This is a genomic window from Dysgonomonas sp. 511 (assembly GCF_010501105.1).
GTDB lineage: Bacteria > Bacteroidota > Bacteroidia > Bacteroidales > Dysgonomonadaceae > Dysgonomonas.
The window spans coordinates 56,442-81,731 of the sequence record NZ_QVMQ01000009.1 but is presented as its reverse complement, the minus strand read 5'-3'; the positions used below and the strand labels follow the sequence as shown (position 1 = coordinate 81,731).

General features: G+C 42.7%; 24 protein-coding genes and 1 pseudogene. 14 read left to right on the top strand and 11 right to left on the bottom strand.

From position 1 onward, the window contains the following. Positions 1 to 314 precede the first annotated feature (314 nt). The 5 genes from D0T57_RS05380 to D0T57_RS05360 all read left to right on the top strand — a co-directional run bounded on the left by D0T57_RS05380 (position 315) and on the right by D0T57_RS05360 (position 3,666). Complete coding sequence (locus tag D0T57_RS05380) at positions 315 to 1,055, top strand: DUF5131 family protein (protein ID WP_163271641.1); 741 nt, start codon at positions 315 to 317, stop codon at positions 1,053 to 1,055. A 109-nt stretch (positions 1,056 to 1,164) separates the two neighbouring features. Then, positions 1,165 to 1,740: a DUF5063 domain-containing protein gene (locus tag D0T57_RS05375; protein ID WP_163271639.1), complete on the top strand. Its 576-nt coding sequence runs from the start codon at positions 1,165 to 1,167 to the stop codon at positions 1,738 to 1,740. Further along, entirely contained in the window at positions 1,734 to 2,324 is a 591-nt protein-coding gene (locus D0T57_RS05370) for a 3'-5' exonuclease (RefSeq protein WP_163271637.1), read from the top strand. Before D0T57_RS05375 ends, D0T57_RS05370 begins: the two co-directional genes overlap by 7 nt. Before the next feature lie 105 nt (positions 2,325 to 2,429). Next, entirely contained in the window at positions 2,430 to 3,353 is a 924-nt protein-coding gene (locus D0T57_RS05365; RefSeq protein WP_163271635.1) for a DnaJ C-terminal domain-containing protein, read from the top strand. 22 nt (positions 3,354 to 3,375) lie between these two features. Then, positions 3,376 to 3,666 (top strand): chaperone modulator CbpM, encoded by a 291-nt coding sequence (locus D0T57_RS05360; RefSeq protein WP_163271634.1) that lies wholly within the window; start codon positions 3,376 to 3,378, stop codon positions 3,664 to 3,666. 5 nt (positions 3,667 to 3,671) lie between these two features. Here D0T57_RS05360 and D0T57_RS05355 read toward each other — a convergent pair whose 3' ends face one another. Genes D0T57_RS05355 through uvrA form a run of 3 tightly spaced genes read right to left on the bottom strand, consistent with a single transcriptional unit; the run spans position 3,672 to position 7,492 of the window. Then, positions 3,672 to 4,163 carry a low molecular weight protein-tyrosine-phosphatase gene (locus D0T57_RS05355; RefSeq protein WP_185154633.1) on the bottom strand — a complete coding sequence of 164 codons (492 nt, stop codon included), beginning with the start codon at positions 4,161 to 4,163 and terminating at the stop codon, positions 3,672 to 3,674. Further along, positions 4,153 to 4,677, bottom strand: a complete 525-nt coding sequence (locus D0T57_RS05350) for an endonuclease V (protein WP_163271632.1) — start codon at positions 4,675 to 4,677, stop codon at positions 4,153 to 4,155. The genes D0T57_RS05355 and D0T57_RS05350 overlap by 11 nt, the downstream gene beginning before the upstream one ends. A 28-nt stretch (positions 4,678 to 4,705) precedes the next feature. Continuing rightward, on the bottom strand, positions 4,706 to 7,492 hold the full coding sequence (gene uvrA / locus D0T57_RS05345; protein WP_163271630.1) for an excinuclease ABC subunit UvrA: 2,787 nt from the start codon (positions 7,490 to 7,492) through the stop codon (positions 4,706 to 4,708). 556 nt (positions 7,493 to 8,048) lie between these two features. Between uvrA and D0T57_RS05340 the strand changes: the two genes are divergently transcribed. The 3 genes from D0T57_RS05340 (at position 8,049) to D0T57_RS05330 (ending at position 11,596) form a co-directional block, all read left to right on the top strand. After that, positions 8,049 to 9,812 (top strand): glycosyltransferase family 39 protein, encoded by a 1,764-nt coding sequence (locus D0T57_RS05340; RefSeq protein ID WP_163271628.1) that lies wholly within the window; start codon positions 8,049 to 8,051, stop codon positions 9,810 to 9,812. A 35-nt stretch (positions 9,813 to 9,847) separates the two neighbouring features. After that, on the top strand, positions 9,848 to 10,327 hold the full coding sequence (locus tag D0T57_RS05335; protein ID WP_163271626.1) for a GtrA family protein: 480 nt from the start codon (positions 9,848 to 9,850) through the stop codon (positions 10,325 to 10,327). Between the two features lie 141 nt (positions 10,328 to 10,468). Continuing rightward, positions 10,469 to 11,596, top strand: coding sequence for a hypothetical protein (locus D0T57_RS05330; RefSeq protein ID WP_163271624.1), 1,128 nt, complete (start codon positions 10,469 to 10,471; stop codon positions 11,594 to 11,596). Here D0T57_RS05330 and D0T57_RS05325 read toward each other — a convergent pair. Both D0T57_RS05325 and D0T57_RS05320 read right to left on the bottom strand, forming a co-directional pair. Then, positions 11,593 to 12,495, bottom strand: a complete 903-nt coding sequence (locus D0T57_RS05325) for a transporter (RefSeq protein ID WP_255490506.1) — start codon at positions 12,493 to 12,495, stop codon at positions 11,593 to 11,595. The genes D0T57_RS05330 and D0T57_RS05325 overlap by 4 nt on opposite strands. 100 nt (positions 12,496 to 12,595) lie before the next feature. Next, positions 12,596 to 12,847 (bottom strand): hypothetical protein, encoded by a 252-nt coding sequence (locus tag D0T57_RS05320; protein WP_163271622.1) that lies wholly within the window; start codon positions 12,845 to 12,847, stop codon positions 12,596 to 12,598. Positions 12,848 to 13,228: 381 nt separating this feature from the next. Between D0T57_RS05320 and D0T57_RS05315 the strand changes: the two genes are divergently transcribed. Continuing rightward, positions 13,229 to 14,692 (top strand): hypothetical protein, encoded by a 1,464-nt coding sequence (locus tag D0T57_RS05315; RefSeq protein ID WP_163271620.1) that lies wholly within the window; start codon positions 13,229 to 13,231, stop codon positions 14,690 to 14,692. Here the strand turns inward: D0T57_RS05315 and D0T57_RS15800 are convergent. Continuing rightward, entirely contained in the window at positions 14,689 to 14,811 is a 123-nt protein-coding gene (locus tag D0T57_RS15800; protein ID WP_255490505.1) for a hypothetical protein, read from the bottom strand. The genes D0T57_RS05315 and D0T57_RS15800 overlap by 4 nt on opposite strands. A 100-nt stretch (positions 14,812 to 14,911) precedes the next feature. Here D0T57_RS15800 and D0T57_RS05310 point away from each other — a divergent pair, with 100 nt between their 5' ends. Further along, positions 14,912 to 15,910, top strand: a complete 999-nt coding sequence (locus D0T57_RS05310) for an acyltransferase family protein (protein WP_163271618.1) — start codon at positions 14,912 to 14,914, stop codon at positions 15,908 to 15,910. Positions 15,911 to 16,115: 205 nt separating this feature from the next. After that, positions 16,116 to 17,255 carry an ROK family protein gene (locus tag D0T57_RS05305; RefSeq protein WP_163271616.1) on the top strand — a complete coding sequence of 380 codons (1,140 nt, stop codon included), beginning with the start codon at positions 16,116 to 16,118 and terminating at the stop codon, positions 17,253 to 17,255. Positions 17,256 to 17,325: 70 nt separating this feature from the next. Here the strand turns inward: D0T57_RS05305 and D0T57_RS05300 are convergent, their stop codons facing one another. The 3 genes from D0T57_RS05300 to dacB form a co-directional block, all read right to left on the bottom strand. Continuing rightward, entirely contained in the window at positions 17,326 to 17,655 is a 330-nt protein-coding gene (locus tag D0T57_RS05300) for a zinc ribbon domain-containing protein YjdM (RefSeq protein WP_163271614.1), read from the bottom strand. 206 nt (positions 17,656 to 17,861) lie between these two features. Then, a complete protein-coding gene (galE, locus tag D0T57_RS05295; RefSeq protein WP_163271612.1) occupies positions 17,862 to 18,896 on the bottom strand; it encodes a UDP-glucose 4-epimerase GalE in 1,035 nt (344 codons plus the stop codon). Positions 18,897 to 18,993: 97 nt separating this feature from the next. Beyond that, positions 18,994 to 20,445, bottom strand: coding sequence for a D-alanyl-D-alanine carboxypeptidase/D-alanyl-D-alanine-endopeptidase (gene dacB, locus D0T57_RS05290; protein ID WP_163271610.1), 1,452 nt, complete (start codon positions 20,443 to 20,445; stop codon positions 18,994 to 18,996). 80 nt (positions 20,446 to 20,525) lie between these two features. Between dacB and D0T57_RS05285 the strand changes: the two genes are divergently transcribed. Then, positions 20,526 to 21,665 (top strand): AI-2E family transporter, encoded by a 1,140-nt coding sequence (locus D0T57_RS05285; protein ID WP_163271608.1) that lies wholly within the window; start codon positions 20,526 to 20,528, stop codon positions 21,663 to 21,665. On the opposite strand, the gene D0T57_RS05280 is transcribed toward D0T57_RS05285, so the two are convergent. Together D0T57_RS05280 and D0T57_RS05275 are read right to left on the bottom strand one after the other, a co-directional pair. After that, a complete protein-coding gene (locus D0T57_RS05280; protein WP_163271606.1) occupies positions 21,662 to 22,201 on the bottom strand; it encodes an acyltransferase family protein in 540 nt (179 codons plus the stop codon). The two genes, D0T57_RS05285 and D0T57_RS05280, sit on opposite strands and share 4 nt — an antisense overlap. A gap of 1 nt (position 22,202) precedes the next feature. After that, complete coding sequence (locus D0T57_RS05275) at positions 22,203 to 22,649, bottom strand: acyltransferase family protein (protein ID WP_163271604.1); 447 nt, start codon at positions 22,647 to 22,649, stop codon at positions 22,203 to 22,205. 167 nt (positions 22,650 to 22,816) lie between these two features. Here D0T57_RS05275 and D0T57_RS05270 point away from each other — a divergent pair, with 167 nt between their 5' ends. Together D0T57_RS05270 and D0T57_RS05265 are read left to right on the top strand one after the other, a co-directional pair. Continuing rightward, positions 22,817 to 23,191: a DUF3127 domain-containing protein gene (locus D0T57_RS05270; protein WP_163271602.1), complete on the top strand. Its 375-nt coding sequence runs from the start codon at positions 22,817 to 22,819 to the stop codon at positions 23,189 to 23,191. Positions 23,192 to 23,264: 73 nt separating this feature from the next. Beyond that, positions 23,265 to 25,008 (top strand): annotated as a pseudogene (locus D0T57_RS05265) (DNA polymerase III subunit gamma/tau). Positions 25,009 to 25,290 lie beyond the last annotated feature (282 nt).

The following is a 25,290-nucleotide window of genomic DNA, read 5'->3' as shown; positions in this document are numbered from 1 at the left end:
TTTTCGATAAAATATGAACTTGTATCTCGTATCTTGTCTACTTGTATCTAAAGAGAGGGTAACAATAAAAAAAAGAGTAAAATGTGTTACAAGTGCATCGTATATGACAAAAATTTGAATCATTGTAATATCAGCTTTGTAGGGGCGAATTATCTTCGCCCGGAATAGTAAAAGTCTTCGGGCGAATGATAATTGACTCTGTCGATTTTCAATTTGCCCCTACAGTAGACAAAACAGTAATTTTATTTTTCATGCGTTTACCCTGTCCTTGCGACTATCCTGCAGGATAGTTTCAGACATAAACCGACACAACTATGGCTTCTCTATGGAATCCCTGGCATGGATGCCACAAATTGAGCGAAGGCTGCAAACATTGCTATGTATATCGTGGTGATGCCAGACGCGGTATCGACAGTACGATAGTAGCACAAACCAAAAACTTCGATGTCCCCATCCGGAAGAAAAAGAGGAGCGGTGAATACAAAATACCATCGGGAACCAATGTCTATACTTGTTTCACATCCGACTTTTTTATAGATGCCGCCGACCAGTGGCGCGCCCAAGCATGGAAGATGATGAAAGAGCGCAGCGACCTCCATTTCCTGATGATAACCAAGCGGATAGACCGCTTTAGCCAGTGTATTCCCGATGATTGGGGCGACGGGTACGATAATGTGACCATATGCTGCACTGTAGAAAATCAGGATAGAGCCGACTATCGCCTCCCCATATACAGGGAAGCCCCGATAAAACACAAAATGATTATGTGCGAACCGCTTCTCGAACGGATAGACTTGCGCCCTTACAATATCGGAGAATGGGTAGAACACGTCACAGCGGGAGGCGAATCGGGAAAAGACGCCCGCGTATGCCACTTCGACTGGATAATGGAAATACGCGACTTGTGTGTAGAAAACGACATCCCTTTCTGGTTTAAGCAAACAGGGGCAAGGCTCGTAAAAGGCGGGAAATTATACAACATACCGCGCCGTTTGCAACATTCGCAGGCAAGGAAAGCAAACATCAATTACAAATACAGAAGCCTGACAAAATGATATCTCATATTTAAAGAATACTAAATATCATTATATCTTGTATAACACTTAACAAATAATACCCTAAATTTGTTATTGCAACATTAATAATACTACTAACTCCTATCCGATGGAAGAACAATTGAAAGAAATAGTCTATTCGCGAAACACTATAGAATTTGTGACGGTTGCTGTTCAATATTGCGATTTTCTCGAAAATCTGGAAAGTACGACAGAAGACGAACTGACTGATAAACTGACCAAACTACTCCCCTTGTTGTACCTCAAAACGGCTCTTGTGCCCGAAACAGAGATGGTAAACGATGAGGACGAGCCTGAAGTAGCAGTTACAGAAACCAGCTACAATTATATCATGTCTAAAATATACGATATATATCTCAACAACGATACATATCTCGAAGTCTTCATGCAGGACATGAAATACAGCGATAGCCCTATTGCAGCAAGCATAAGCGAAGACCTTGCAGATATCTATCAGGATTTGAAGAACTTTGCTGCCATATTCGAACGCGGGATTACCGAGAACATGAACGATGCCCTGTATGTATGTATGGAAAACTTCAAAACGTATTGGGGACAAAAACTTGTTAACGTATTGCGTGCTCTGCATTCGCTGAAATATAACACAATAGAGATGTCGTCTGACGATGAAGAGTCTCCCGATGAAATCGATGAACTATGGTAAGCACTATAACTAAAGACGAACTGGCCACCATGCCCCGCGAGGTATTCGGGGGAAGAATAATAACTATACAATCCGATAGCGAAGCCGAAAAAGCATGCGAATACCTTAGCTCTTGCAAGGTAATAGGGTTCGATACCGAAACCCGTCCGGCCTTTAAGAAAGGGATAATACATAAGGTAGCTTTGATGCAGCTATCTACCGACGATACTTGTTTCCTGTTCAGGCTCAATCTTATAGGCATTCCTCAGTGCCTTGAGGATATCCTTGTAAATCCGGCTATAAAGAAAATAGGGCTATCGTTGAAAGACGATTTTTCGGCTATGCATAAACGGTCGAGGCTGGCTCCTTCAAACTTTGTGGAACTGCAATCGTTTGTCAAACAATACGGAATAGAAGATACCGGCTTGCAACGTATTTATGGCATACTTTTTGAAAAACGGATATCGAAGGGGCAACGCCTGTCGAACTGGGAAGCCGAAGTCTTGTCGGACGCTCAAAAGATGTATGCGGCGATTGATGCGTGGGCATGCTTTAAGATATACGACGAGCTGAAAGACCGGGAAAAGGTAAAGACTACAAAATAGCAAGCTTCCCTTCATACTGAGATTAAACAAGATGTAAGGTACAGGTGTTCAATATATGATCCTGTACCTTCACTGTCTTTATTATGGATATCAAAATATAATAATATGGCATTTATAGATTATTACAGCATTCTGGGGATACCCAAAACAGCCAATGCCGATGAGATAAAGAAAGCTTACCGGAAGTTGGCTCGCAAACACCACCCGGATATTAACCCAAACGATGAGGAGGCCAAACGCAAATTCCAGCAAGTGAACGAAGCCAACGAAGTATTGTCTGATCCCGACAAAAGGAAGAAATACGATGAATACGGCGAAAACTGGAAGCATGCCGAAGAATACGAGAAAGCCCGCCAGCAACAGTCTCAAAACGGAGGCTTTGCCGATTATGCAAACTTCGGCGGCGGCTTTGGAGGCAGTACATCGTACAGTTTTGGAGGCGATGAAGGCGGATTTTCCGACTTCTTCGAATCTCTTTTCGGCAATATGGGCGGTTCGTCGGGAAGGCGTTCTGCCAGAGGATTCAGAGGGCAGGATTATTCGTCCGAACTGCATCTCAGCCTTCGCGATGTTTACCAAACCCATAAGCGCACCATCTCCATCAACGGCAAGAACCTGCGCATTACTATTCCTGCCGGAGCATCGGACGGGCAGGTAATAAAGCTTGCCGGGCAAGGTGGGCCGGGAAGCAATGGTGGACCCGACGGTGATTTATACATTACGTTTGTAATCAGCGAAGATCCCGACTTCAAAAGGGTAGGGAACGACCTTTATACCACTGTCGGCCTAAACCTATACACTGCTGTATTAGGTGGCGAAGAAATGGTGAATACCTTTACCGGAAAGGTCAAGCTGAAGGTTGCCGCAGGTACACAAAACGGGACGAAGGTGCGGCTCAAAGGCAAAGGTTTTCCCATATATAAGAAAGACGGGCAATTTGGCGACCTCATCATAACTTATTCGGTGCAGATACCGGCAAACTTAACTGACGGGCAAAGAGAGCTGTTCGAGCAGTTGGCAAAGTCTTAATAACCTTAAAAGTATTGGAATTATGAAACCGGATATGATTATTATAAGAGAATACTGCACACAGAGCCAGATAGAACCCGACTTTATCTTCCAGCTGGAAGAAGAAGGCCTTATCGAACTCTACATGGAAGAGAATGAGCCATATATACATCATTCGCAGTTGAAAGAAATAGAGCAGTATGCCCGCTGGTATTACGACCTGTCCATCAATGTGGCCGGGATAGACGTCATCCACAACCTACTAGATAGGATGGAGGAAATGCAGGCAGAGATACAAAGTATGAAAGAACGCCTGAGATTGTTCGAAAGATAAGCTATCTACACTTTACCATCCCTTATCTGTTCGAGCAGGCCGTTACAGCCATCTTCCAAGAGGTCGAGAACCAATTCGAAGCCGTCTGCCCCTGAGTAATAAGGATCGGGAACATGGTCGTGGCTGTACTTCTGTAAGAAATCGACCATACGATATACCTTTCTCTCGGATTCGATATCGGGTGCGAGCCGCATAATGTTGGCATAGTTGCTGTCGTCCATAGCCAGAATGATATCGAAGTCGTCGAAATCATGCACCGTGAATTTCCGCGACAGGCTATCGAATTTATAGCCCCTGCGTGCACCATGTTGCCGCATACGCGAGTCGGGCAGTTCGCCATTATGATAGCCGGAAGTGCCGGCAGAATCGGCGATTATCTTATCTCCAAGCTTGTTTTCTTCGACAAGTTTCTTGAAAATGCCTTCGGCAGCCGGAGAACGGCAGATATTGCCGAGGCAGACAAAGAGGACTTTGTATAATTTAGTGTTATCTTTCATATTCTGAATTATCTTTTGTTAATCTATCCAGTTCCTTTAACAATGTTGGCATCCTGTACTTACCATCCATACTCTTTATTTTTTCGGTAGCGATATCCAAATTTATTCCTATAGATGTTATGTAAAGAGGCCTTTTACTTTCGCCCCGCAACAATTCCCGTTTATTGTGGACTATTGTCGCAAAATTACTTTTTGCAACACCTATAATAGGTATCTCGCCATTTAAAGCTTCGTGCAGGTATCCGCCCAATCCCCATTTATTATTATCATCTAAATAGATAAATCCATCTACAATAATTGTATCTATGTTAACATCTGCTGCATTTATCTTATGCAATAGACTCAATATACAAGGAAGTTCCCTTTTGTAAAACTCGCCCGGAATATAATCGTTTACATTATCTATCGTTTCGGAGAAAACATCGAATTTGTCCTTCTCATCCCAATTTTGGAATGCAAGGCAAACGGTCTTTGCTTTATTATCGAAGTAATATGTATCGAAAGCCAGAATCATATAGGCATTGGTATTTCTTTGATAGATATTACAACTTCTCTTTCAGAAAACGCCCCGTATGCGATCCTTTGCATTTGGCTATTGTCTCGGGGGTACCCTCGCAAACGATACGGCCACCCTGTTTTCCTCCTTCGGGACCTATGTCGATAATATGGTCGGCACATTTTATCACATCCATGTTGTGTTCGATGATAATGATTGTATGCCCGCGCTCAATGAGTGAATTGAAGGCTTTCAGCAAGGTTTTTATATCGTGGAAGTGAAGCCCTGTTGTCGGTTCGTCGAAGATAAACAAAGTAGGCTGAGGCTTTTCGTCAGCCAGATGGAACGCGAGCTTCACACGCTGGTTTTCACCACCCGAAAGCGATGATGAAGACTGCCCAAGCTTCACATAGCCCAACCCTACATCCTGTAAAGGTTTCAGGCGTTTGACTATCTTTTTCTCGGTGCTTCCTTTTCCGGCTTCGAAAAATTCGATAGCCTGGTCGATGGTCATTTCCAACACATCGTATATACTTGCTCCGCGATACTGCACATCGAGTATATCCTGTTTGAAACGCTTGCCTTTACAAACTTCGCATTCTAACAGTACATCGGCCATGAACTGCATTTCAACCAGAATCTTACCTTCTCCTGCGCACTCTTCGCAGCGGCCGCCTTCTACATTGAACGAGAAATAAGCCGGGGTAAAATGCATTTGCTTAGCCAATGCCTGTTCTGCAAACAGCTTACGTATCTCATCGTATGCCTTGATGTAAGTCACCGGATTGGAACGCGACGACTTACCGATAGGGTTCTGGTCTACCATCTCAATCTCTTTGATAAGGTTGAGGTCGCCCTCAAGGCTGCTGAATTGCACGATCTGGTCGCCCTTATCCTTATAGTGACGCTGCAAGGCTGTGTAAAGCACATCGCAGATAAGCGATGATTTACCCGAACCGCTGACACCTGTTACCACAGTCATTATGTTCAGCGGGAACTTGACATTGAGGTTTTTCAGGTTGTTCTGCCTTGCCCCTTTTATCTCTATATAGTTGTTCCATTTGCGGCGTATCTTGGGCACTTCTATCTTTTCCTCACCATTCAGATAACGCACCGTATAGCTATCTGTGTGCATCCTCAGTCCGGCTACATCTCCCTGATAGATCACTTCTCCACCCAGCCGTCCGGCTTTTGGCCCCATGTCGATAATATAGTCGGCGGCACGGATTATCTCTTCATCGTGTTCCACTACAACCACGGTATTACCTATATTTTTGAGATCGCGCAGTACTTTTATCAGCAGGTCGGTATCGCGCGAGTGAAGCCCGATACTTGGTTCATCTAAAATATAAAGTGAACCTACAAGGCTGCTGCCCAACGAGGTGGCAAGGTTTATACGCTGGCTTTCCCCTCCCGAAAGCGTATTGGAAATACGATTGAGCGTAAGGTATCCCAATCCTACATTTATCAGGTATTGGATACGGATATTTATATCGGTGAGGAGACGCTTGGCAATAGCAGCATCTGTCTCGTTGAGTTCGAGGCTGTTGAAAAAATCCTGCAACTCGGTAATAGGCATCTGCACAAGGCCGGCAATATTCTTACCGCCTACATGCACATAAAGAGCTTGTGGTTTTAGCCGTGCACCTTTACACGCCGGGCAGGTAGTCTTTCCCCGGTAGCGAGCCTGCATTACACGGTATTGTATTTTATAGAGGTTTTCCTCTACCATCTTGAAGAAATCGTCGATACCATGCAATCCTTTTGCCCCGTGCCACAATAGGTCGCGTTCCTTATTCGTCAGTTCGAAATAAGGGCGGTGGATAGGGAAATCGTATTTGGAGGCTGAGCGGACAAATTCGTTTTTCCATTCGCTCATCTTTTCGCCTTTCCAGCACACTACAGCGTCTTCGTAAACAGATAGGCCTTTGTTGGGAACAACCAGGTCTTCGTCTATACCCATCACTTTACCAAACCCTTCGCATACGGGGCAAGCTCCCACAGGGCTGTTGAAGCTGAACATCATATCGGTAGGTTCTTCAAACTCGATGCCGTCGGCTTCGAAATGGCGCGAATATTCGAAAGATTCTACTTTGTCGCCAACATAAAAGCGCACTGTACAATCGCCTCCCCCCTCGTAATAAGCGGTTTCGATAGATTCCGAAAAGCGGCTGATATTTGCCCCGTCGCGGTCGCAGGTCAGGCGGTCGATAAGCAGCAGCATATCATCGGGACGGTATTCTTTTTTCGATGACAGGATCGTATCTATCTGTTCAAACTTACCATCCAGTTCTACACGCGAGAAACCTTCTTTGGCAAGGATATCGAGTTGCTCGTTCAGTTTGCGTCCGTCTCGTAGTATTATCCTCGTCAGGATGGCTAGCCGTGTGTCTTCGGGATACTCGTGCATCTTGGCGACGATATCGCTTACCTGATGCTTCTTCACCTCCTGCCCCGATACGGGCGATATGGTTTTCCCGATGCGGGCAAACAGCAGGCGCAGGTATTCGTAGATCTCGGTCGATGTACCTACAGTAGAACGCGGATTGCGTGCAGCTACGCGCTGTTCGATAGCGATGGCAGGGGGAATACCCTTGATGTAGTCGCTTTCGGGCTTGTTCATCCGCCCAAGGAACTGGCGGGCATAGGACGAAAGGCTTTCTACATAGCGGCGTTGACCTTCTGCATACAATGTATCGAAGGCAAGGGACGATTTTCCCGAACCCGACAAGCCTGTGATAACTACAAATTTATTGCGGGGTATCTCTACATCTATGTTTTTGAGATTGTTTACTCTTGCCCCCTTGATAAATATATTTTTTTCTTCTGACATACTTTTGTGAAAAATGGATACAAAAATACGAAATAGTTTTCTTAGAGCCTCATAAAGAGACCGACAAGAAAGTAAAATCAATGTGACAATTAGTTAATAATATTTTTAGATACAAGTAAACGAGATACGAGATACAAGTTCATATTTTATCAAGAACCAACTTGTTAACTCGTCTACCGGTATCTTGTATCTCCCTAAAAAGTAACACTTGTAACACATTTTGCTCTTTTTTTATTGTTGCTTTTCCTCTCCCTTGTCGTGGCTTGCAGCCCTCTCTCCCTTTGGAGAGAGCGGGGAGTGAGGTGGCAAAAAGTAACACTTGTAACACATTTTCATTACTTTTTCACTGTTACTTTTCCTCTCTCGTCGCAGCTTCGCTCATAAGTCCCCCTTGGGGGATTAGGGGGCTTCCCCTTGTCGAGAGCGGGGAGGTACAGCTTTTTATTATAGATAAACCTATGGCGATAATATTGCGGGATGTGCCTCTTTTTTGCAGATATAATAATTATGCAATAAGAAATAAATTATCTTTGCAAAAATATTTAATTGCCTACATATGAAGAAGTCCCATTTTCTGCAAACTCTCTATTTGCAAAAACCCCTTCTGCTGATTTTACTCATAGCCACTATTTCCACCTTACCCTGGATAGGTTTGGGTGAGTTTTACACCAAAGGAGAGCCGCGCGAAGCCGTACTTGCGATTTCGATGATAGAAAAAGGAGAATGGGTGATTCCTTCAAACTATGCAGACGAATTTGCATATAAGCCACCACTCAGCCATTGGATGATTGCCGGGCTTTCGCTGGCACTGAACAATGGCGAAGTTACACCGTTTACATCGCGGTTACCCTCTACATTGGCCTTCATAGCCATGATAGGGGTTTGTTTTATGTTTCTGGCCCGCCGTCGCCCCGTACTCGAAGCTTTTGTATCGTGCCTTATAGTCATCACCTGCTTCGAGATACATCGCGCTGCCATGACTGCGCGGGTAGATATGGTACTTACCTTCTTCCTTGTGGCAGGGATGATACAGATGTACACATGGTACGAGAAACGGCGCGTAGGACAGATGATATCAGTATGGTTCCTGCTCAGCATGGCTACCCTGACCAAAGGGCCTGTAGGAATATTGCTGCCGTGTATGATATTTGGTACTTACCTGCTCTTGCAAAAAGAAAATTTCATGAAAGCTACTTTGAAGTGCCTGAAGCTGGGGCTGCCGGCATTGGTTATTCCCTTCGTTTGGTATTACGCTGCTTACCAGATACAGGGCGAAGCATTTTTCAACCTGGCTTTTTATGAAAACTTCGGGCGGTTTCTCCACCTGAAAGTTGCCGGGATGAGCACGGAGTATATGCTGGGGCACGAAGCACCTTTCTGGATATATGCTGTATATCTGCTATCGGGCTTGCTGCCGTGGACTATCTTGCTTGCGATATCGTTGTTCTTCATTAAGTACAGCATGCCTAAGGGATCGCTAAAAGAAACACTGTCGGCATTATGGAAGCGTATATTGTCGATGGACAAGGTGTTGCTGTTCAGCCTTTGTGTTGTTGTAATATCGCTTGTGTTTTATTCCATCCCTGTTTCCAAACGGAGCGTATATATCATGCTGGTATATCCGTTCATAGCCATATTTATAGCACGCTTCTTTATCTATATAGCCGAATATAAATCTGCTGCCGTAAGGATATCTACATGGATATTGGTCGGTATCAGCATCCTTGTACTGGTAATTGTGGGGCTGGCATATACAGGACTGATCGATGTAGAGGAAATCTCGCACAGCCTTTCGAAGCGTGAACGCACATTGCATGATATAAAGATATTTTCCGGCTTGTTTGTCCGTCCCGGCATATACGGGCTGTTGTCTGTTGTCGTATTGCTGTGGGCTGTGGTAAACAGTATATACCTGCTCAGGAAGAAGATGAATATAAAGATACTGATGGCGGGATTTGGTGTTATGCTGGCAATAAATATATTTCTGGATGCTTATCTTCTACAAGGTTTCAAAGATGCGTATTCGTCGAAGCCTTTTGCCACGAAACTATCGGAAAAGTATGAACTCAGGGGCAATGTGTATGTGACTAACGACCTGAGGAAATACCAAAACCTGTACGGATTAAATTTTTATCTGAAGAACATATTTAAAAATATAGATATAGATAAACCCGAAAAGGGATTTTTTATAACTTTGCGCCACTCCTCCGACCAGGTGAAAGAAGAGTACAGCGATTATGAGTTTACATTGCTGGAAACAAGTGACAAATGGAATGATGCAAAAGACGAAATGCTTTTCTATAAAATAGAGAAGAAATAACAGGAAAACAGGAGTAATATCTTATCAGGAAACGGATGAAAGGCAAACTTATAAAACTGTCGAAAAACAAATCTTTCAGGCAACTGGTAAAATACGGCATGGTAGGGGCTGTAGGGGCTGTAATAGACTTGGGTGTGTTCTATATACTGGCAGTAAAACTGTCTGTGCATTATCCGTCCACTGCCTATGTTGGCGAATTGCTGAACAATAGATTTCCCATAGATATTATCGACACCGATACGTCCCATATTATAAGCAATGTGCTGGCAATAATAAATAACTTCGTACTGAACAGTTATTTTACATTCAGGGTAACCGACAACAAGCTGAAACGCTTCGGGTCTTTTGTTGGCATTGCAGCTATAGGGTTGGTTATAAGTACAACTTTGATGACTATATTTATCGGACAGATGGGTATGCCCGAAATGGTGGCGAAAATATTATCCATCGGAATTGTTGCGGCAATGCAATTTATTATAAATAAACTATTTACATTTAAAGAGAGTAAAGCCTGAATATTAATTCCTTTTTTTGTTGCAAAAACCTTAAATAACTATAAACAATATAGCAGGTTAATTGTTCTATCTTTGTCGACAAACTTAATAACTATATCTATAGGCTACAAACTACCTAACTATGAATAACTTTTAACAAAAATGCTAAGTAGAGGAATAAAGAAATATATATCGAATCCGGTCATCGGGCTCTTGCCATTTGTGCTGTTCGTAATATTGCGCTTATTTGGGATGACGGTCGGAACCTGCCTGGTAGTTTCATTGGTGTTTGCCATTGCCGGAGATACTATCCTTAAGTTCTATAATAAAACGAGAGAGCCTAACGTCACATTCTATATCTCCATTATTTCCATCATCATTACACTCATCGTTTGGTTCTTTACCAATAAAATACTGACGCACCAGTTTACCTACATCGTAATTTTAGAGGCGATGATCGTTTGCCTTTTCATGCTGTTGCGCGCCAGCCAGACATATATTACCATTCATTTCTTCAGGAAGAAAAGCCTGCTGCAAAAAACACTGCTGAAAGAGTTTTTCGATTCGTCGGTGCTGATACAATACGGGCTTACCCTGCATATATTCAGCATATTGCTCTACCGTCAGTTCAGGCTATATGCCGAAAATATTCATTTCTACGACATTGTCATATTTGCTATAGTGCCGGCTCTTATAATAATAGTTATAGGTGTTTACCATATGCTGAAAATAAGATACCAGGCGGGCAAACTGCGAAACGAAGAATGGCTGCCTATAGTAAACGAAAAGGGTGAAGTGACCGGTAAAATAGCCAAGAGTGTTTCGCTGAATATGAAAAACAGGTTCTTGCATCCGGTAGTCAGGGTGGCGCTTGTTTCCAATTCGAAGATCTACCTGCAACCCCGCCCTCAGAGTGATATCCTCGATCCGGGTAAACTCGATTACCCTTTCGAAAAATATATGCTCTACAGCCACGAGATAAACCTTGCCGCCCGCAACAGCATTCACCGGATGATAGGGAGCGATATAGACTTCAACCTCAAATTTATATTGAAATATGTTTTCGACAACGATAATACCAAGCGTCTTATCTTCCTGTTTGTGGCCTATGTAGATGACGAGCATTCGATAAAAAGAGAGGGGGGCATCAATGGCAAATTCTGGTCGATAAAACAAATGGAAGAAGGCTTTGCCGACGATATATTCAGCGAATGCTTCCAACTGGAATTTGAGTACCTGAAAAACATGGTGCTCGAACCTACCGATATAATGAGGAAACCTTTAGCCTAAAGGTTCTTCCTGTTGCGCCACACCTGGTAAGAGTTTACAAGGTTTTGCCACAATACATATGTTCCGGGGCCGATAGACGAAACCGGATTCAAGAACGTTTGTGCCATCCAGATAGCCAGGATGGTATTTTTTTGTCCCAATCCCTGCCCTCCGGCAACCGTATCGTTGTAGATGCGCCCCAATCGCCGCCCTGTGGCAAACTGCGTGATACATATAAGCAACGCAGCCACCGAAATGCCGATTTCAACTATATAATTAGAACTATCCTGCTCGGTGATAAACTGTACGGTCTTTCCTGTGATAATAACCAAGGCCACCGACCACAGGTAGAAAGATACAGACTTAGCCTTCTGGATTTGTGAATGCACTCTTGGCAACAATTTCTTGAGCAACAAAGCTGCAAAGAATGGTGTGAGAAGGAGTAAAAATACCTTTTGGAATACCACCCACAGCGATGCCACGAAAGACGATGCCTCTACCTCTCCCACAAATGCAAATATAATCGGTGCGGCAACTACTATTACAAGGTTGCAAAGCAATGTGTAGGTAGTCAGGCTGGCAACATTTCCGCCCAGCATGCCGGCTATTACGGGAGCCGAGGTGGCGGTGGGTGCAAGTATGCAGATCATAGCACCTTGCGCCAGTAGCGGATGCACAGGAAGCAGCAACAGGTAAACCCCGATACTTGCCACAAGCTGTATGAGGATAAGCCATAGGTGAAGCCGCGAAAACCGCAGGTCGGAAAACGAAATATTACAGTAAGTAACAAACAGCATCAGGATGATAAGGTAGGGGGTAAGAAAAGATAGTTGCCCTACATACTGATAGGATACAATGCCCGCAGTCATTGCAATGGGCATCATATACGACTTTATTGTGCTTGCTATTCTATTTGCCATTTTCGGGTTTGGTAAAAAACGCTTAAAGGTACGGTTTTTTTAGAGCTAAGTTGTGTTACCTTCTCTTTAGATACGAGTAAACAAGATACGAGACACAAGTTCATATTTTACCAGAAACCAACTCGTTTACTGGCATCTTGTATTTCTCTAAAAAAGTTCTGGTTATATACTCTCTGTCGTAATCAAGGATATACTCATCTTCCAGTTTTTCATTTCTTTCTCCTGTTTTATTGTCTATGTCTACATTAAATACAGAAATTTTTACCGGCAGTTTCTTTATCGCAGGCTCGTCTTGTGCAGTTAAACTAAAGATAAATGTTGAGAAAAAGAATATCAGTATATAATGTTTCATTCTATGGTGGTTTTGACCCAAAATCAAATAATATGCTTAAGTGAACGGAGTTACACGCCCCCAAAGATATAAAAAACCGGAATAAGAAATATACCTGTCTCTTACTTCGGCTTTTAGTAACTGTTCAAATTTTAGCGAAAATATTTCTTATAGGTTCTTTAGTATAGTTCTTAGCAACTTTTTTATGCTCTTTTTAGCGTATTTTCCACATTTTCCTCTCGGTTTAGCCCGCTAAACCAGCAAGTAAAATACATAAAATCCATCTAAAAACAGCTATAAAAAAGATTTGCCATAAAATTTAAACAGACTCTAAAACAGAACTTCAATGAATTGCTAATTCCCCTTTCTTTTAATAGCTTTGTAAACAGCAACGTAAATAGTATGATTGATACAGAAGTAAAAGTACACGATAATTTTGCATTGGAGTTTAAAATCGGTTTCATCACCAACAACAAGGAGGAAGATGTAAACGAATTTAAAATCAATACATGGATATTTGTGCCCAATAGTCTCGATATCAACCGTTCGACATACAGCAAAGGTGATTTCTATAAAGATGTAAAAAACAACCTTCGCCTTATAACTCCCGTTTATTCGCTCGAAGAGATACTTAAAGCCGGCCGCGGCCCTATTCCCCGCTTGCAAAAGGCAATAGACAGCCTTGTTGCCAATCCTTCCGATGAAATCGAGGTAGAGAGCTATATCTATCAGGTGAAAATGCTCGTTTGTATTGTAAAAAGTGCCTTGCGCCGCCATGTGCAACTGATATATAAGGCGCCATCCGACGATGAGGCGGTTTCCCTTGTCGAATCCTATCTGCGCGATGTTAATGAAATAGCATCCCGTTACAGGGCCGAATTGAATAAGCTGACAGGTGCCGGCATCTCGATGAAGCAAAGGGAGTATTTCTTGTTTGGAGACGATTTTCTCGGCAATATCATCGAGCAATATACATTCCAGATTATAAAGTTTTTCAAGGATAAACCTGTTTTCATCGAAATAAAAGAAGGTCTTAACAGGCTTTTGGAGGAAGAGGCAAACCATAAGAAAAAAAGAGGCTTTATGCTACTCAAGAGAGGGGACGAAAGGCACAACAGCCTTGTGATCACGCAACGCAATGTGCTTAAAAAATTCGTTGAAAGCGACCTTTTCTTGCAAACTCTGAAAAAAAAGGACGGGCTGTTTGTCGAACAATTCTATTATAGTGTCGCAGCCGGTATAGCAATGATATTTGCCACGGTGATTTCGTTCTTTGCTACGCAACGGTTCGGCAATTTTACGACCGACCTTTTTCTTATCCTGGTCTTTAGTTATATGTTCAAAGACCGGATAAAAGAACTGATGCGCTATTACTTTTCGTCGCAGTTGAGCAAAAAATATTTCGATACCAAACTCAAATTAAGCATCCGCAAGCAGGAAATAGGTTGGATAAAAGAAGCATTCGACTACATAGAAGAGAAGAAACTGCCGGAAGAAGTGCGTAATTTCCGTGCCCGCAGCCCTCTGGTAGAAGCCGAAAACCAGATATACGACGAAAAAATAATGCTTTACCGCAAATGGGTGAAACTGTCGAAAGAAGAAATAGAGAAGTATAAAGAATACCGCCTGTCGGGAATAAACGATATCACCCGGTTCAATCTTGTAAACCTTACCCGCAAGATGGATAACCCGTATATTCCTCTTTATATGCCCAACAAAGAGAGTGGTTATGAGAGCCTGACAGGGAATAAGATGTATTCACTGTATTTTATTCTACAGTGCAAATCGGAAGAAGGAGAGTATTATAAAAAATACCGTATATTGTTCAACCGCAACGGAATCAGCGATGTAATAGAACTGGCCTAAACAAAATTGATGGGCATAATCTTACGCCTTCTTTGCTTTTTCCTATTTTGTACATAAGCATATACGGCAACGCTGCTGACAGCTGCTACCAATGTAATGGCTAATACCTTTTTTGTCATATTGCAGAAGTTTTGTTTTATTCGTACTTTTACAGTAAAGATAATAACAAAATTTTAGACCTTGCCTAAATTCTTGGCGAATATTGATTTGTATTTTAAAATGGCTGAACAAAGGATAAATTGGGTAGATTGGGCAAAAGTGATTACGATAATTCTCGTTGTCTTTGGGCATTGCTCTTTTTGGGGAGAAGCTGTCTTTTTCCAGAATTTAGTGTATAGTTTCCATGTGCCGTTGTTTTTTCTTCTGTCGGGTTATTTGCATAAAGATTCATCTGATTTTAAATCGTATATATCGAAAAATGTAAAGTCGCTGGTTGTTCCTTATCTCTTATTGAACATCTTGGTGCTATGTTGTGTAATCCTTCCGGGGATGATTCTCCATAATAATTTTATGCACTTCGAATATTATATAACCTGCATCCTGATAGGATATGGGCATGCACCGGCAGGGCCATGCTGGTTTTTAGTTTGTTTATTCCTTGTGAAAATATACGCTTATGCGATATTGAAATCGAAATTGCCCCTGCAAATTGCTGTAATGGTCGTCGCCCCTCTGATCGCAATTTTTGTGTTGGTGGTAGTCAGCAACGAATCGGTTAACTTTTTATTGAGCAATCCATTATATTCTTTTTGTGCCATTCCGTTCTTCATTGTAGGATATCATTTAAAGAAGGTAGACCTGCCCACTATTCTTACAAGACGGCTTGCAGTATTTATTGCTCTCGTTGCTTTGGCCTTTTTAGTCGCTTTAAACGAGGTTCAAGGATTTGCAGGTCTTGGAGCATTCGGTAGATATCCCCTACTGTATTATCCCGCAGCATTTATCGGTTGCATACTGGTTATATGCGTATGCTTGTTGCTGAATAATAAGCAAAACAAGATGATTATTACTTTATCTTCGGGCACGATACTTATACTGGCCTTACACCCTGTTCTTTATAAAATATTTGCTAAGTTCGGGCAGATGCCCCATAGTGCTTTACCCAATATTGTTGTCTCAATATTGATAACTATATTGCTTTATTATCCCATTGTTATAGTTCAGAAATATATTCCGGTATTGATAGGCAGGCGGAAGATTAAAATAAATCAACCTTGATAATGTGATAGATTTGTTTCTTCAAAACCTTATATTCCCATATTTTTTAAATAAGTTTGTAAGTAACTGTTAGAAAATATCTCGTTCCAATTTTCAGGATTGTTTTTGAGATAGTTTTTTCTTCTGCGAAGCGATGATAGCGGGCTATCTGAGCCTGAGTGTTACTAAGACAACGGACTAATATTAATTTATAAAACACGAATTTATGGAAAACAAGTATGTAGTAGGTATTGATATCGGCGGGCAAGGCAGCACTATTGGCATTGTGGATAAGCGCGGAGAGGTTATACTCTGTAGAGGAGGACAAGGTTTTCTCGCCCCTTGGGATCACAGGGAACAACAAGTGTATGTAGATGCATTATGCAAGGCTTTGGAAGAAATGTTTGCTGATGAGAAAATAGGAGGAAAAGAGAATATTGCCGGGATAGGCATTGGTGCGCCTAGCAGTTCGTACCTTACCGGAAAGATAGAAAAAGCACCGAATCTACCGCCGGAATGGGATAATTTTGAGATTACGAAAATGGTGAGTAAAAAAATAAATCTCGACAATGTTTTTCTTGATAACGATGCAAACGCAGCAATGCTTGGGGAGTGGGCTTATGGAGGAGCTAAAGATACAAACCATTGTATTATGATTACTCTTGGTACGGGTTTAGGAAGTGGCATTGTTGCCGAAGGAAGACTAATAAGAGGCAAGCATGGCTTGGGTGGTGAATTAGGACATACCAGAGCTTATCATTGTGGCGACAGAATTTGTGGCTGTGGCAGAATAGACTGTCTGGAAAGGTATGCCTCGGCTACAGGAATGGCATTTACTGCTGTTCAGTTTGTAAAACAAAAGCAGACTGGTATTTTATATGAAAAATATAAAGAGCGGATAGCTGAAATAAGAGCTGAACTATTGGATAAAAATATCAAACTGAATAGCGAAAAGGATGAAGAAGAGATAAAGAACCTGAAAGCGCAAATCACTGAATTAGAAAGAAAGTATGAATTGCCAATCAGTTCGAAAGATGTTTGTGATGCCGCAGAGAAGAATGATCCTCTAGCGCTTGAAATCTTTGCATTCACCGGCAAAATACTAGGAGAATCCCTCGCTAATTTTGTCGCATTCTCCGATCCGAATAAGATATTTTTATTCGGTGGATTAGCTAAATCCGGTAAATATATATTAGAGCCAACAAGGAAAGCGATGGAGGTTAATTTGCTGAAAAATTATAAAGGATATGATGACGAAGGTAATAAAAAAGTAGACGTCTATCTTTCGGAACTGAACAATAATGCCGATGCCGCCATATTAGGAGCCAGTGCACTGGTTTGGGAAAAGATCAAGTCGGGCAATTAGAAGTCATAGAATAATAAAAATGGTGTGCCTTTCAGCAAAGGCACACCATTTTTTTATACTCATTATCGTATTATTTTTTCAAGAAGCAGGTCTTCAATACAATGCTCGATCCGTCTATCTTGCAGTCTACCTCAGTTGGTTCTTCGGTCAGTCGGATGCTTTTCACCTTTGTGCCGCGTTTGATAACCATCGACGAGCCTTTTACTTTCAGGTCTTTGATTACTGTTACAGCATCGCCGTCGAAGAGTTCCGCACCGTTGCTGTCGCGTGGTGTTGTATCCTCTGTTTCGGCGGTGGCTTCGCCTGTCCATTCGTGGAAACAGTCGGGGCAGACATATGCAGTTCCGTCAAAATAAGTGTTACCCATATCGCAGGCAGGGCAGTTTGGCATTTCTTCCATCAGTAGTTCTTTTATTTATTTATGTTTCAAATTATTTGATGCAAAGATAGGGTAAATATCGGATGGATACAAAAAAAGAAGATGTCTCAAAAGTGATTAGATGCGAAGCCACTCACTTTTTGAACACTCCACAACAGAAACACAAAGAAGGTGTCCTTTATCATTTTCGGGACACCTTCCTTTTATATATGCTGTAGACGGGCGTATTACATTATTCCTTTCTCGCGAAGCTTAAGCTGCCAGTTCCAAGCCGAAAGCATAGTGTCGTCGATATTTTCTTTGGCAGTCCATCCCAGCACAGTGTTGGCATGCTTAGGCTCGGCCCATATCTTCTCTATATCACCTTCGCGGCGTCCTACTATTTTGTAGTTGAGTTTCTTGCCCGATACTTTTTCAAATACATTGATAAGTTCGAGAACCGAAACCCCGCGGCCGGTTCCCAGGTTGAAAACCTCCACTTTATCGGCAGATTTCTCTCCCAACATGCGGTCTATTGCTATTACATGGGCTTTTGCCAAGTCTACCACATTGATAAAGTCGCGGATGCAAGAGCCGTCGGGAGTATTGTAGTCGTCGCCGAAAACGCTCAGTTGCTCGCGCACACCCATAGCCGTTTGTGTGATATACGGCACAAGGTTTTGAGGCACACCATTAGGCAGCTCTCCTATTTCTGCCGATGGATGCGCACCAATCGGGTTGAAGTAGCGGAGTATGATACTGTTTATATCTGCCCCCGAACGAACGAAGTCTTTTATAATCTCTTCGTTTATCTGCTTGGTATTTCCGTAAGGCGATTCTGCCGGTTTCACCGGAGCCGATTCGTCTATCGGGTTGTGGTCGGGCTCGCCATAAACAGTACACGATGACGAGAATACAATGTTTTTGATACCAAACTCAGGCATCAGGTCGAGCAGGTTGATAAGCGAGTTCAGGTTGTTCCTGTAATACAACAATGGTTTTTGTACCGATTCGCCAACAGCCTTGCTTGCTGCAAAATGGATGATCCCTTTGATGTCGGAGTGCTTTTGAAAGAGGTTGCGCAGGCCATCGAGGTCGTTGCAATCGAGTTTTTCGAAAGCAGGCCTTATACCTGTGATACGTTCAACTCCATCGATGGAATCGGTGTTTGAGTTCGATAAATTGTCGATAACGACTACCGAATAGCCGGCATTCTGCAATTCTACTACTGTGTGCGAACCGATGTATCCGGTTCCGCCTGTTACTAGGATTTTGCCTTTCATCTTTAGGTTTTTTAGATTGAGATACAAAGATACAAAATCGTAGAACACAATGGCTTATTGTGTTGCTAAATTCACCAAAATTTAGCAAAAAGGATAATCAGAATAAAGATAATAGCAAATCGTCAATCGCCTTATTTACCTGTGCGGTCGTACCGTTGTATTTATTGACCATCACGGTAAAGGCATACTTTTTCGCACCCTCTACATAATAACCGGAGAAACAGCGTACACCGAATATGCTTCCGCTTTTCATATATACTTTTCCGGCGAGCCTTGTGCCACGCAGGCGGTAGCGTACGGTGCCCTCTTTCCCTGCTTTGGGCAGCGATTCGAGGAAGGCTTTTGCATTTTTGCTTTTTGCCTGCATATAGACCAGCAGTTCGCACATAAAGGCAGGGCTTACAGCATTCGATGGCGAAAGCCCGCTGCCGTCGAACATGGTGAGGGGTTCGGTATTCAGCCCGCGCAGTTTCCACAGGGTTTTGGTTTTGCTGATGCCTTCGTCCAAAGCAGAAGAATAGATGTCGGCGTTTTTTGTCCTTCCTATCGTGCGTATTACATGTTCGGCATAGTGGTTGTTGCTGCGGTAGTTTATGTCTTTTACGATCTCCTTCATCGGATACGATTTGTGACTATAAAATACCTCTTCGTCAAATGCATCCTTTTTCTTGCTGTGCATCTGTTGGCGGTAGCGTTCGAGTGTGGTGTGGGTTGTCGCTATATTATATCCGTTGCTTTTTAATTGGGTGGCTACTACATCAGCCAGCAGTTGCCCCGGATTGGGGATATCGCCTTTTAGGCTGAACCAGGTTTTTCCGCTAGGGATATTACCGGTGAGCAACCTTTCGTTCGATAAGGGTACACCGTGTATATATCCGTTGTCTTTGCCTGTCTTGTTTATTGTTAAAGTATTATGGAAATTCAGGCTTTTTATTTCGGGCTTTGTCCCCCTGATTACCGGGCAGGTATCGGGGCGGGTGGTGTCGAAATAGACTTTGTACAGGTTGTCGTATATGCTGATGCCATAAGTTGCCGCCCCGTAATGGTTGCCTATATCCTGGTAAGTCCAGCGTTGGGCGATGCCATCGTAGCCGAAGTAATTGTCGATTACGGTTATGTCTAATGTGTTGGATGAATCTATGTTGCTTTTTATTGCATTTGTCCAAGCCGGCAGGAATGCTTCGGGTGTGTTGTCCAGGTATTCGGTTCCCAATGTAGGGTCGCCGTAACCATGTATAAGCAAGTGGTTGTTTTTGCCTCTTTCTTTTGCCAGGGTCGTGCGGTATGTATATTCGCTGCCCAGCACTTCCAATGCGGTGGCAGTAGTAATTATCTTGAGGATGGATGCAGGTGTCAGGGCTTTATCCATATTGTGGGAGGCTATGGTCTTGCCTGTCATGTCTTTTACACATACGCCCACCGAGGCATGTTTCAGGGCGGGATTTTTCACAAAAGTGCTGATTGCCGATTGTTGTTTTGTTTGTGCTGCGAGCAGGTAAGGCGTTAAAATGAAGATTATTAGCCAATAGCGGATGTTTATTTTTATCATTACTTATAATATTCTGAATAATTGGAAGAATAAATTATCTTTGTGTAAAGATATATCAAATATTTTAACTTTGATCAAAGATGTCAACAGGACAACCATTCGAACGCCCCTTTACTTTCGACAGGACGATACGCCTGCTTATTAGTGTCTTGGCAATCGGTGGAGCATTATATTTCCTTTATATACTGAGAAATGTGTTACTGCCTTTCCTCATAGCATGGCTGATAGCCTATATGCTGAATCCATTGGTGCGTTTTTTTCAGCGGCGGTTGAAGATGGCGCATTCGCTTGCCGTCATTTTCACTCTGTTGAGTGTAGCGGGGATATTGACCTTGCTCGGGTTTATCCTTGTGCCGATTATCGAAAACGAGATCTGGCAGATAAACAACCTGATCGCTTCTTACGATCTTAGTTCGATAAGCCGCAGCGATGGGGTTCTGCACATAACAGTCACAGAACTTATTGCCGAATATGTCGATTATAAAGCAATACAGCAGAGTTTGTCGAAGGATAATATTATAGAATTGGTGCAATACCTTAGCCCTGCAGTAAAAACATTGCTGTCGAATACTGTTTCCGCCATTTTCGGGCTCGCAGTCATTTTTGTCGTTATTCTTTATATCATATTCATCCTGCTCGACTACGACAAGATTAACGAGCTGTGGCGGTTTCTCATCCCTCCTAAATACCGGCCGGTAGTAGGACGCATCACATTGGATGTAGAAACCAGCATGAACAAGTATTTCCGGCATCAGGCTTTCATCTGCCTTATATTGGCAGGGTTGTATGCAATAGGATTTCAGATTATAGGGCTACCGTTGGCCATACTGTTCGGTATAATCGTCGGTCTGGTTCACATGATTCCTTATCTGCAGGTTATAACGTTCCCTCCGGCAATATTGCTTTGCTGGCTGCATGCTTCGCAAACAAACGATAGCTTCTGGGTGATGATAGGGCTTGTGGCTTTGGTATATGTAATCGTGCAATGTATCATGGACCTGTTTCTTGTGCCACGCATAATGGGTAAGGCAATGGGGCTCAATCCTGCAATTATCCTTCTCTCTTTGTCGGTATGGGGTGCCCTTCTCGGTATTGTCGGTATGATAATTGCAATACCTCTTACAACGCTGTTGTTGTCATACTATAAGCAGTTTATAACTTCGGAAGAAAAGTTGCAGGCAGCTGAAGCCCGCGAACCGCGAATACCTTTCGATAGTTAAGGCAGAGGATGTGAATTGTTTAGCTTCCAATATTTATTTAATATAGCGGCAACCATATTTTGCCATATATATGAGAGGACTATGGAAAAAACAAGGTAGCTTATCGTTGCCAGCAATCTGTTTTCGAAAAAGAAAGTTGCTAAAACCAATACGCGGAAATGGATTATATATATGCACAAGCTGTAATTGCCAAGCATGGTAAGGAACGGGAATTTGTAATTCTGCACCAGTGAAAATAACTTGGATACGAGCAGGCAGGCAGGTGGTACAAGGAAAAAGAAAGCTGTATAGTTGGTATAATATTCCCAAACCTTATTGCCTGTAATTTCGAACCAGTAGTTTATCGCCAGTAGTACAATACCTATAGCTACCGGGATAATCAGATACAGTTTCTTTATCTTCTTCTTGTGCGCCAGTATATCTCCAGCTATGAGCCCCAAGCAATAGAGAGGGAAACGGGATAGCATAATGGTATTGTTGTCTCTGTAAAAAAACAATATGATGAGGGTATAGCAAATCAGGAAAATTGCAAGCAATTTAGGAAAAGGATTTTTTCGACAGGAATTTTATCAATAGGGGGCTTATCAGGTAGAAAAACAATATGACAGGGACAAACCAGTTGTATAAGAAGCCTGCTATCAAGTAATCGAAAAGGGTGATAATCTGGATAAACTCAAACAGGTTTACTTCTCCGAGGTAAAAGAGTGCGATTCCGGTGACCAATATAACTGGGTAAACATAAGGCAGGATACGACGTATGCGCCTCAGGTAAAATTCTTTCAGGTTGTTACGTCTCTTAGTATATGCAAAATATACGCCGAAGCCCGATAGAAAAAGGAATGTATCGCTTCCGAAATAGAAATAATGTTTAATAAGGCTTAAAGGAAAATCGACATGATACCACTCGTGAGGAATATGATATAACAGGATAGAGAGGATAGCTATACCCATCAGTTGGGCGCGATAACGGCTTAATTGTTCCATAAAGGTGTTAATGTCAATTTTTTTCGGAATGCAAGTATACTATATTTACTTAATTTGTGCAATTATTTCCTTTGTAAATAGGGTATAACTGCAGGCGGTATATTGAAAAACAAATTGTATTTTTGTACCTTTATACCTCTTAAAGAAACAAGAAACATATATATAATATGCAATTAACAGCTAAATTGATTCAAGTGATGCCTATACAAACAGGCATGGGAAAAAATGGAGAGTGGAGAAAACAAAACATCATACTCGAAACCGACGGTATGTACCCTAAAAAAGTATGTATTACACTTTGGGGTGACAAAATCAACGAATCTGTTTTACAGATAGGCAATATGCTCGATGTACAGTTCGATATAGAAAGCCGCGAATACAATGGCAACTGGTACACCGACCTGCGCGCATGGAAGATCGACATAATGGGTGCCGGTGGACAAACGCCGCCTCCCGCCTATGGGGCACAACCGCAACCAGTGCAACCAGCCGCTCCTGTAGACTTTACAAGTGGTGACGATGCTGACGATTTGCCATTCTGATTTTCATTTATCCCGAAAGGCTTGTAACTCGTAACTGCCCGAAAGGGCTGCGTAACTTGTAACTAAAAACAATATGAACAATTATATAGTTTCGGCTCGTAAATACCGTCCTGCCTCTTTCATGTCGGTAGTAGGGCAAAGGGCGTTGACCACCACCCTCAAGAATGCGATAGCTTCGGGTAAGCTGGCTCATGCTTATCTCTTCTGCGGTCCTCGTGGAGTGGGGAAAACGACTTGTGCCCGTATCTTCGCCAAAACTATAAATTGCCTTACCCCTACTGCCGAAGGCGAGGCCTGCAACCAATGCGAGTCGTGCGTAGCCTTCAACGAACAACGGTCGTTTAATATACACGAACTCGATGCTGCTTCGAACAATTCGGTCGACGATATCCGTTCGCTGATAGAGCAGGTTCGCATACCGCCGCAGATAGGGAAATACAAAGTATATATCATCGACGAGGTGCATATGCTCTCACAAGCTGCTTTCAACGCTTTCCTCAAGACTTTGGAAGAGCCGCCTCATCATGCCATCTTTGTGCTTGCCACTACCGAGAAGCATAAGATATTGCCTACTATACTTTCGCGTTGCCAGATATACGATTTCAGCCGTATCACCATCAAAGATATTGTAGAACACCTGCAATATGTGGCTTCTCAGGAAAACGTAAAAACCGAACCCGAAGCCTTGAACGTCTTGGCTCAAAAGGCTGATGGCGGTATGCGCGATGCACTTTCCATCTTCGACCAGGTAGTGAGCTTTACGGGTGGCAACGTAACCTATAAGGCTGTTATCGAAAACCTGAATGTACTCGATTATGAGTATTACTTCAAGTTGACAGATCATATCCTTGCTAATAACATAGTCGAATCTTTACTTATACTGAATGAGATACTAAGCAAAGGCTTCGACGGAAACAATATCATTACCGGCATTGCATCCCATTTCAGAGACTTGCTGCTTTGTAAAGACCCGCGAACAGCTGAACTGTTTGAGGTAGGGGCATCTATCCGCGACAGGTATATAGCAACAGCCCAGAAATGCAGCAACGAGTTCCTCTATAAAGCCATCGAGCTGATAAACGAAAGCGACCTCAATTACCGCTATAGCCGGAATAAGCGGCTGCTCTCGGATCTCACCATTATCAGGCTGTGCCAGTTATCGTCTCCGCAAGGATTAGACGATCAAAAAAAAAAAGCCGGTAATTGATCCCATATTCACCAATACTCAAGGTGATAAGACTGCTGCTCCGCAACAACAGAGCCCTTCCTCTACAGTGGTAAATAATACGCAGCCTACAGAAGCAAGGAGGCCTGCTCCTCCGGCTTCGCAAAAACCGGCTGGCGGTTCGTCTTCCATTCCTGCCAGTATGGGCAAGATGGGAATCTCCATTTCATCCCTCAGTCAAAAGAAGGAAGAAGAGATAGCTCAGGCCAGTGTAAATACCGTAGTGCTCAAAGAAAGCTTCACCCCGTTGCAACTGATAAACGAGTGGAAGGCTTATGCCGAAACTTTGGTTGAGGAACACCATCTCAAAAATACGATGCTTAGCTGCCTGCCCGATCTTATCGACAGTACTACCTTCGAGATCGTAGTGAACAATGCGATTCAGGCACAGAGGCTTTTGGAGTACAAAATGGACATCCTTAATTCACTGAGAGGCAAACTGCGTAACACTGCTATCGAAATGCAACTTCGCATCAATCAGGACAATGAAAAGAAACAAGCCTTTACCCCTGCCGAAAAGTTCAACCTGATGATGGAGGAGAACGAAAGCCTGCGCAAGCTCAAAGACGAGTTTGGGCTGGAATTATCGTAAAGAAGACCTCCTCCGACTTCCCCAAAGGGTAGGGCTGTTAAGTTCTAATTTCTTATTACACTGAGAAACATTGAGCATAACATTGAGGTTCACTGAGATTTTTTTTCCCTCAGTGTTTCTCAGTGGCTTCTTCGTGTATCTCAGTGTCATATTTTATTCTTTTAAGTATTATTTCGTTTAGAACTTAACAGTCTTGCCCCAAAGGGAGGCTTTTGCAAAGCCGCGTAAATATCCATTTATATACTCTCTCTGTAAGTCCTCCCTAGGAGGATTGAGGGGGCT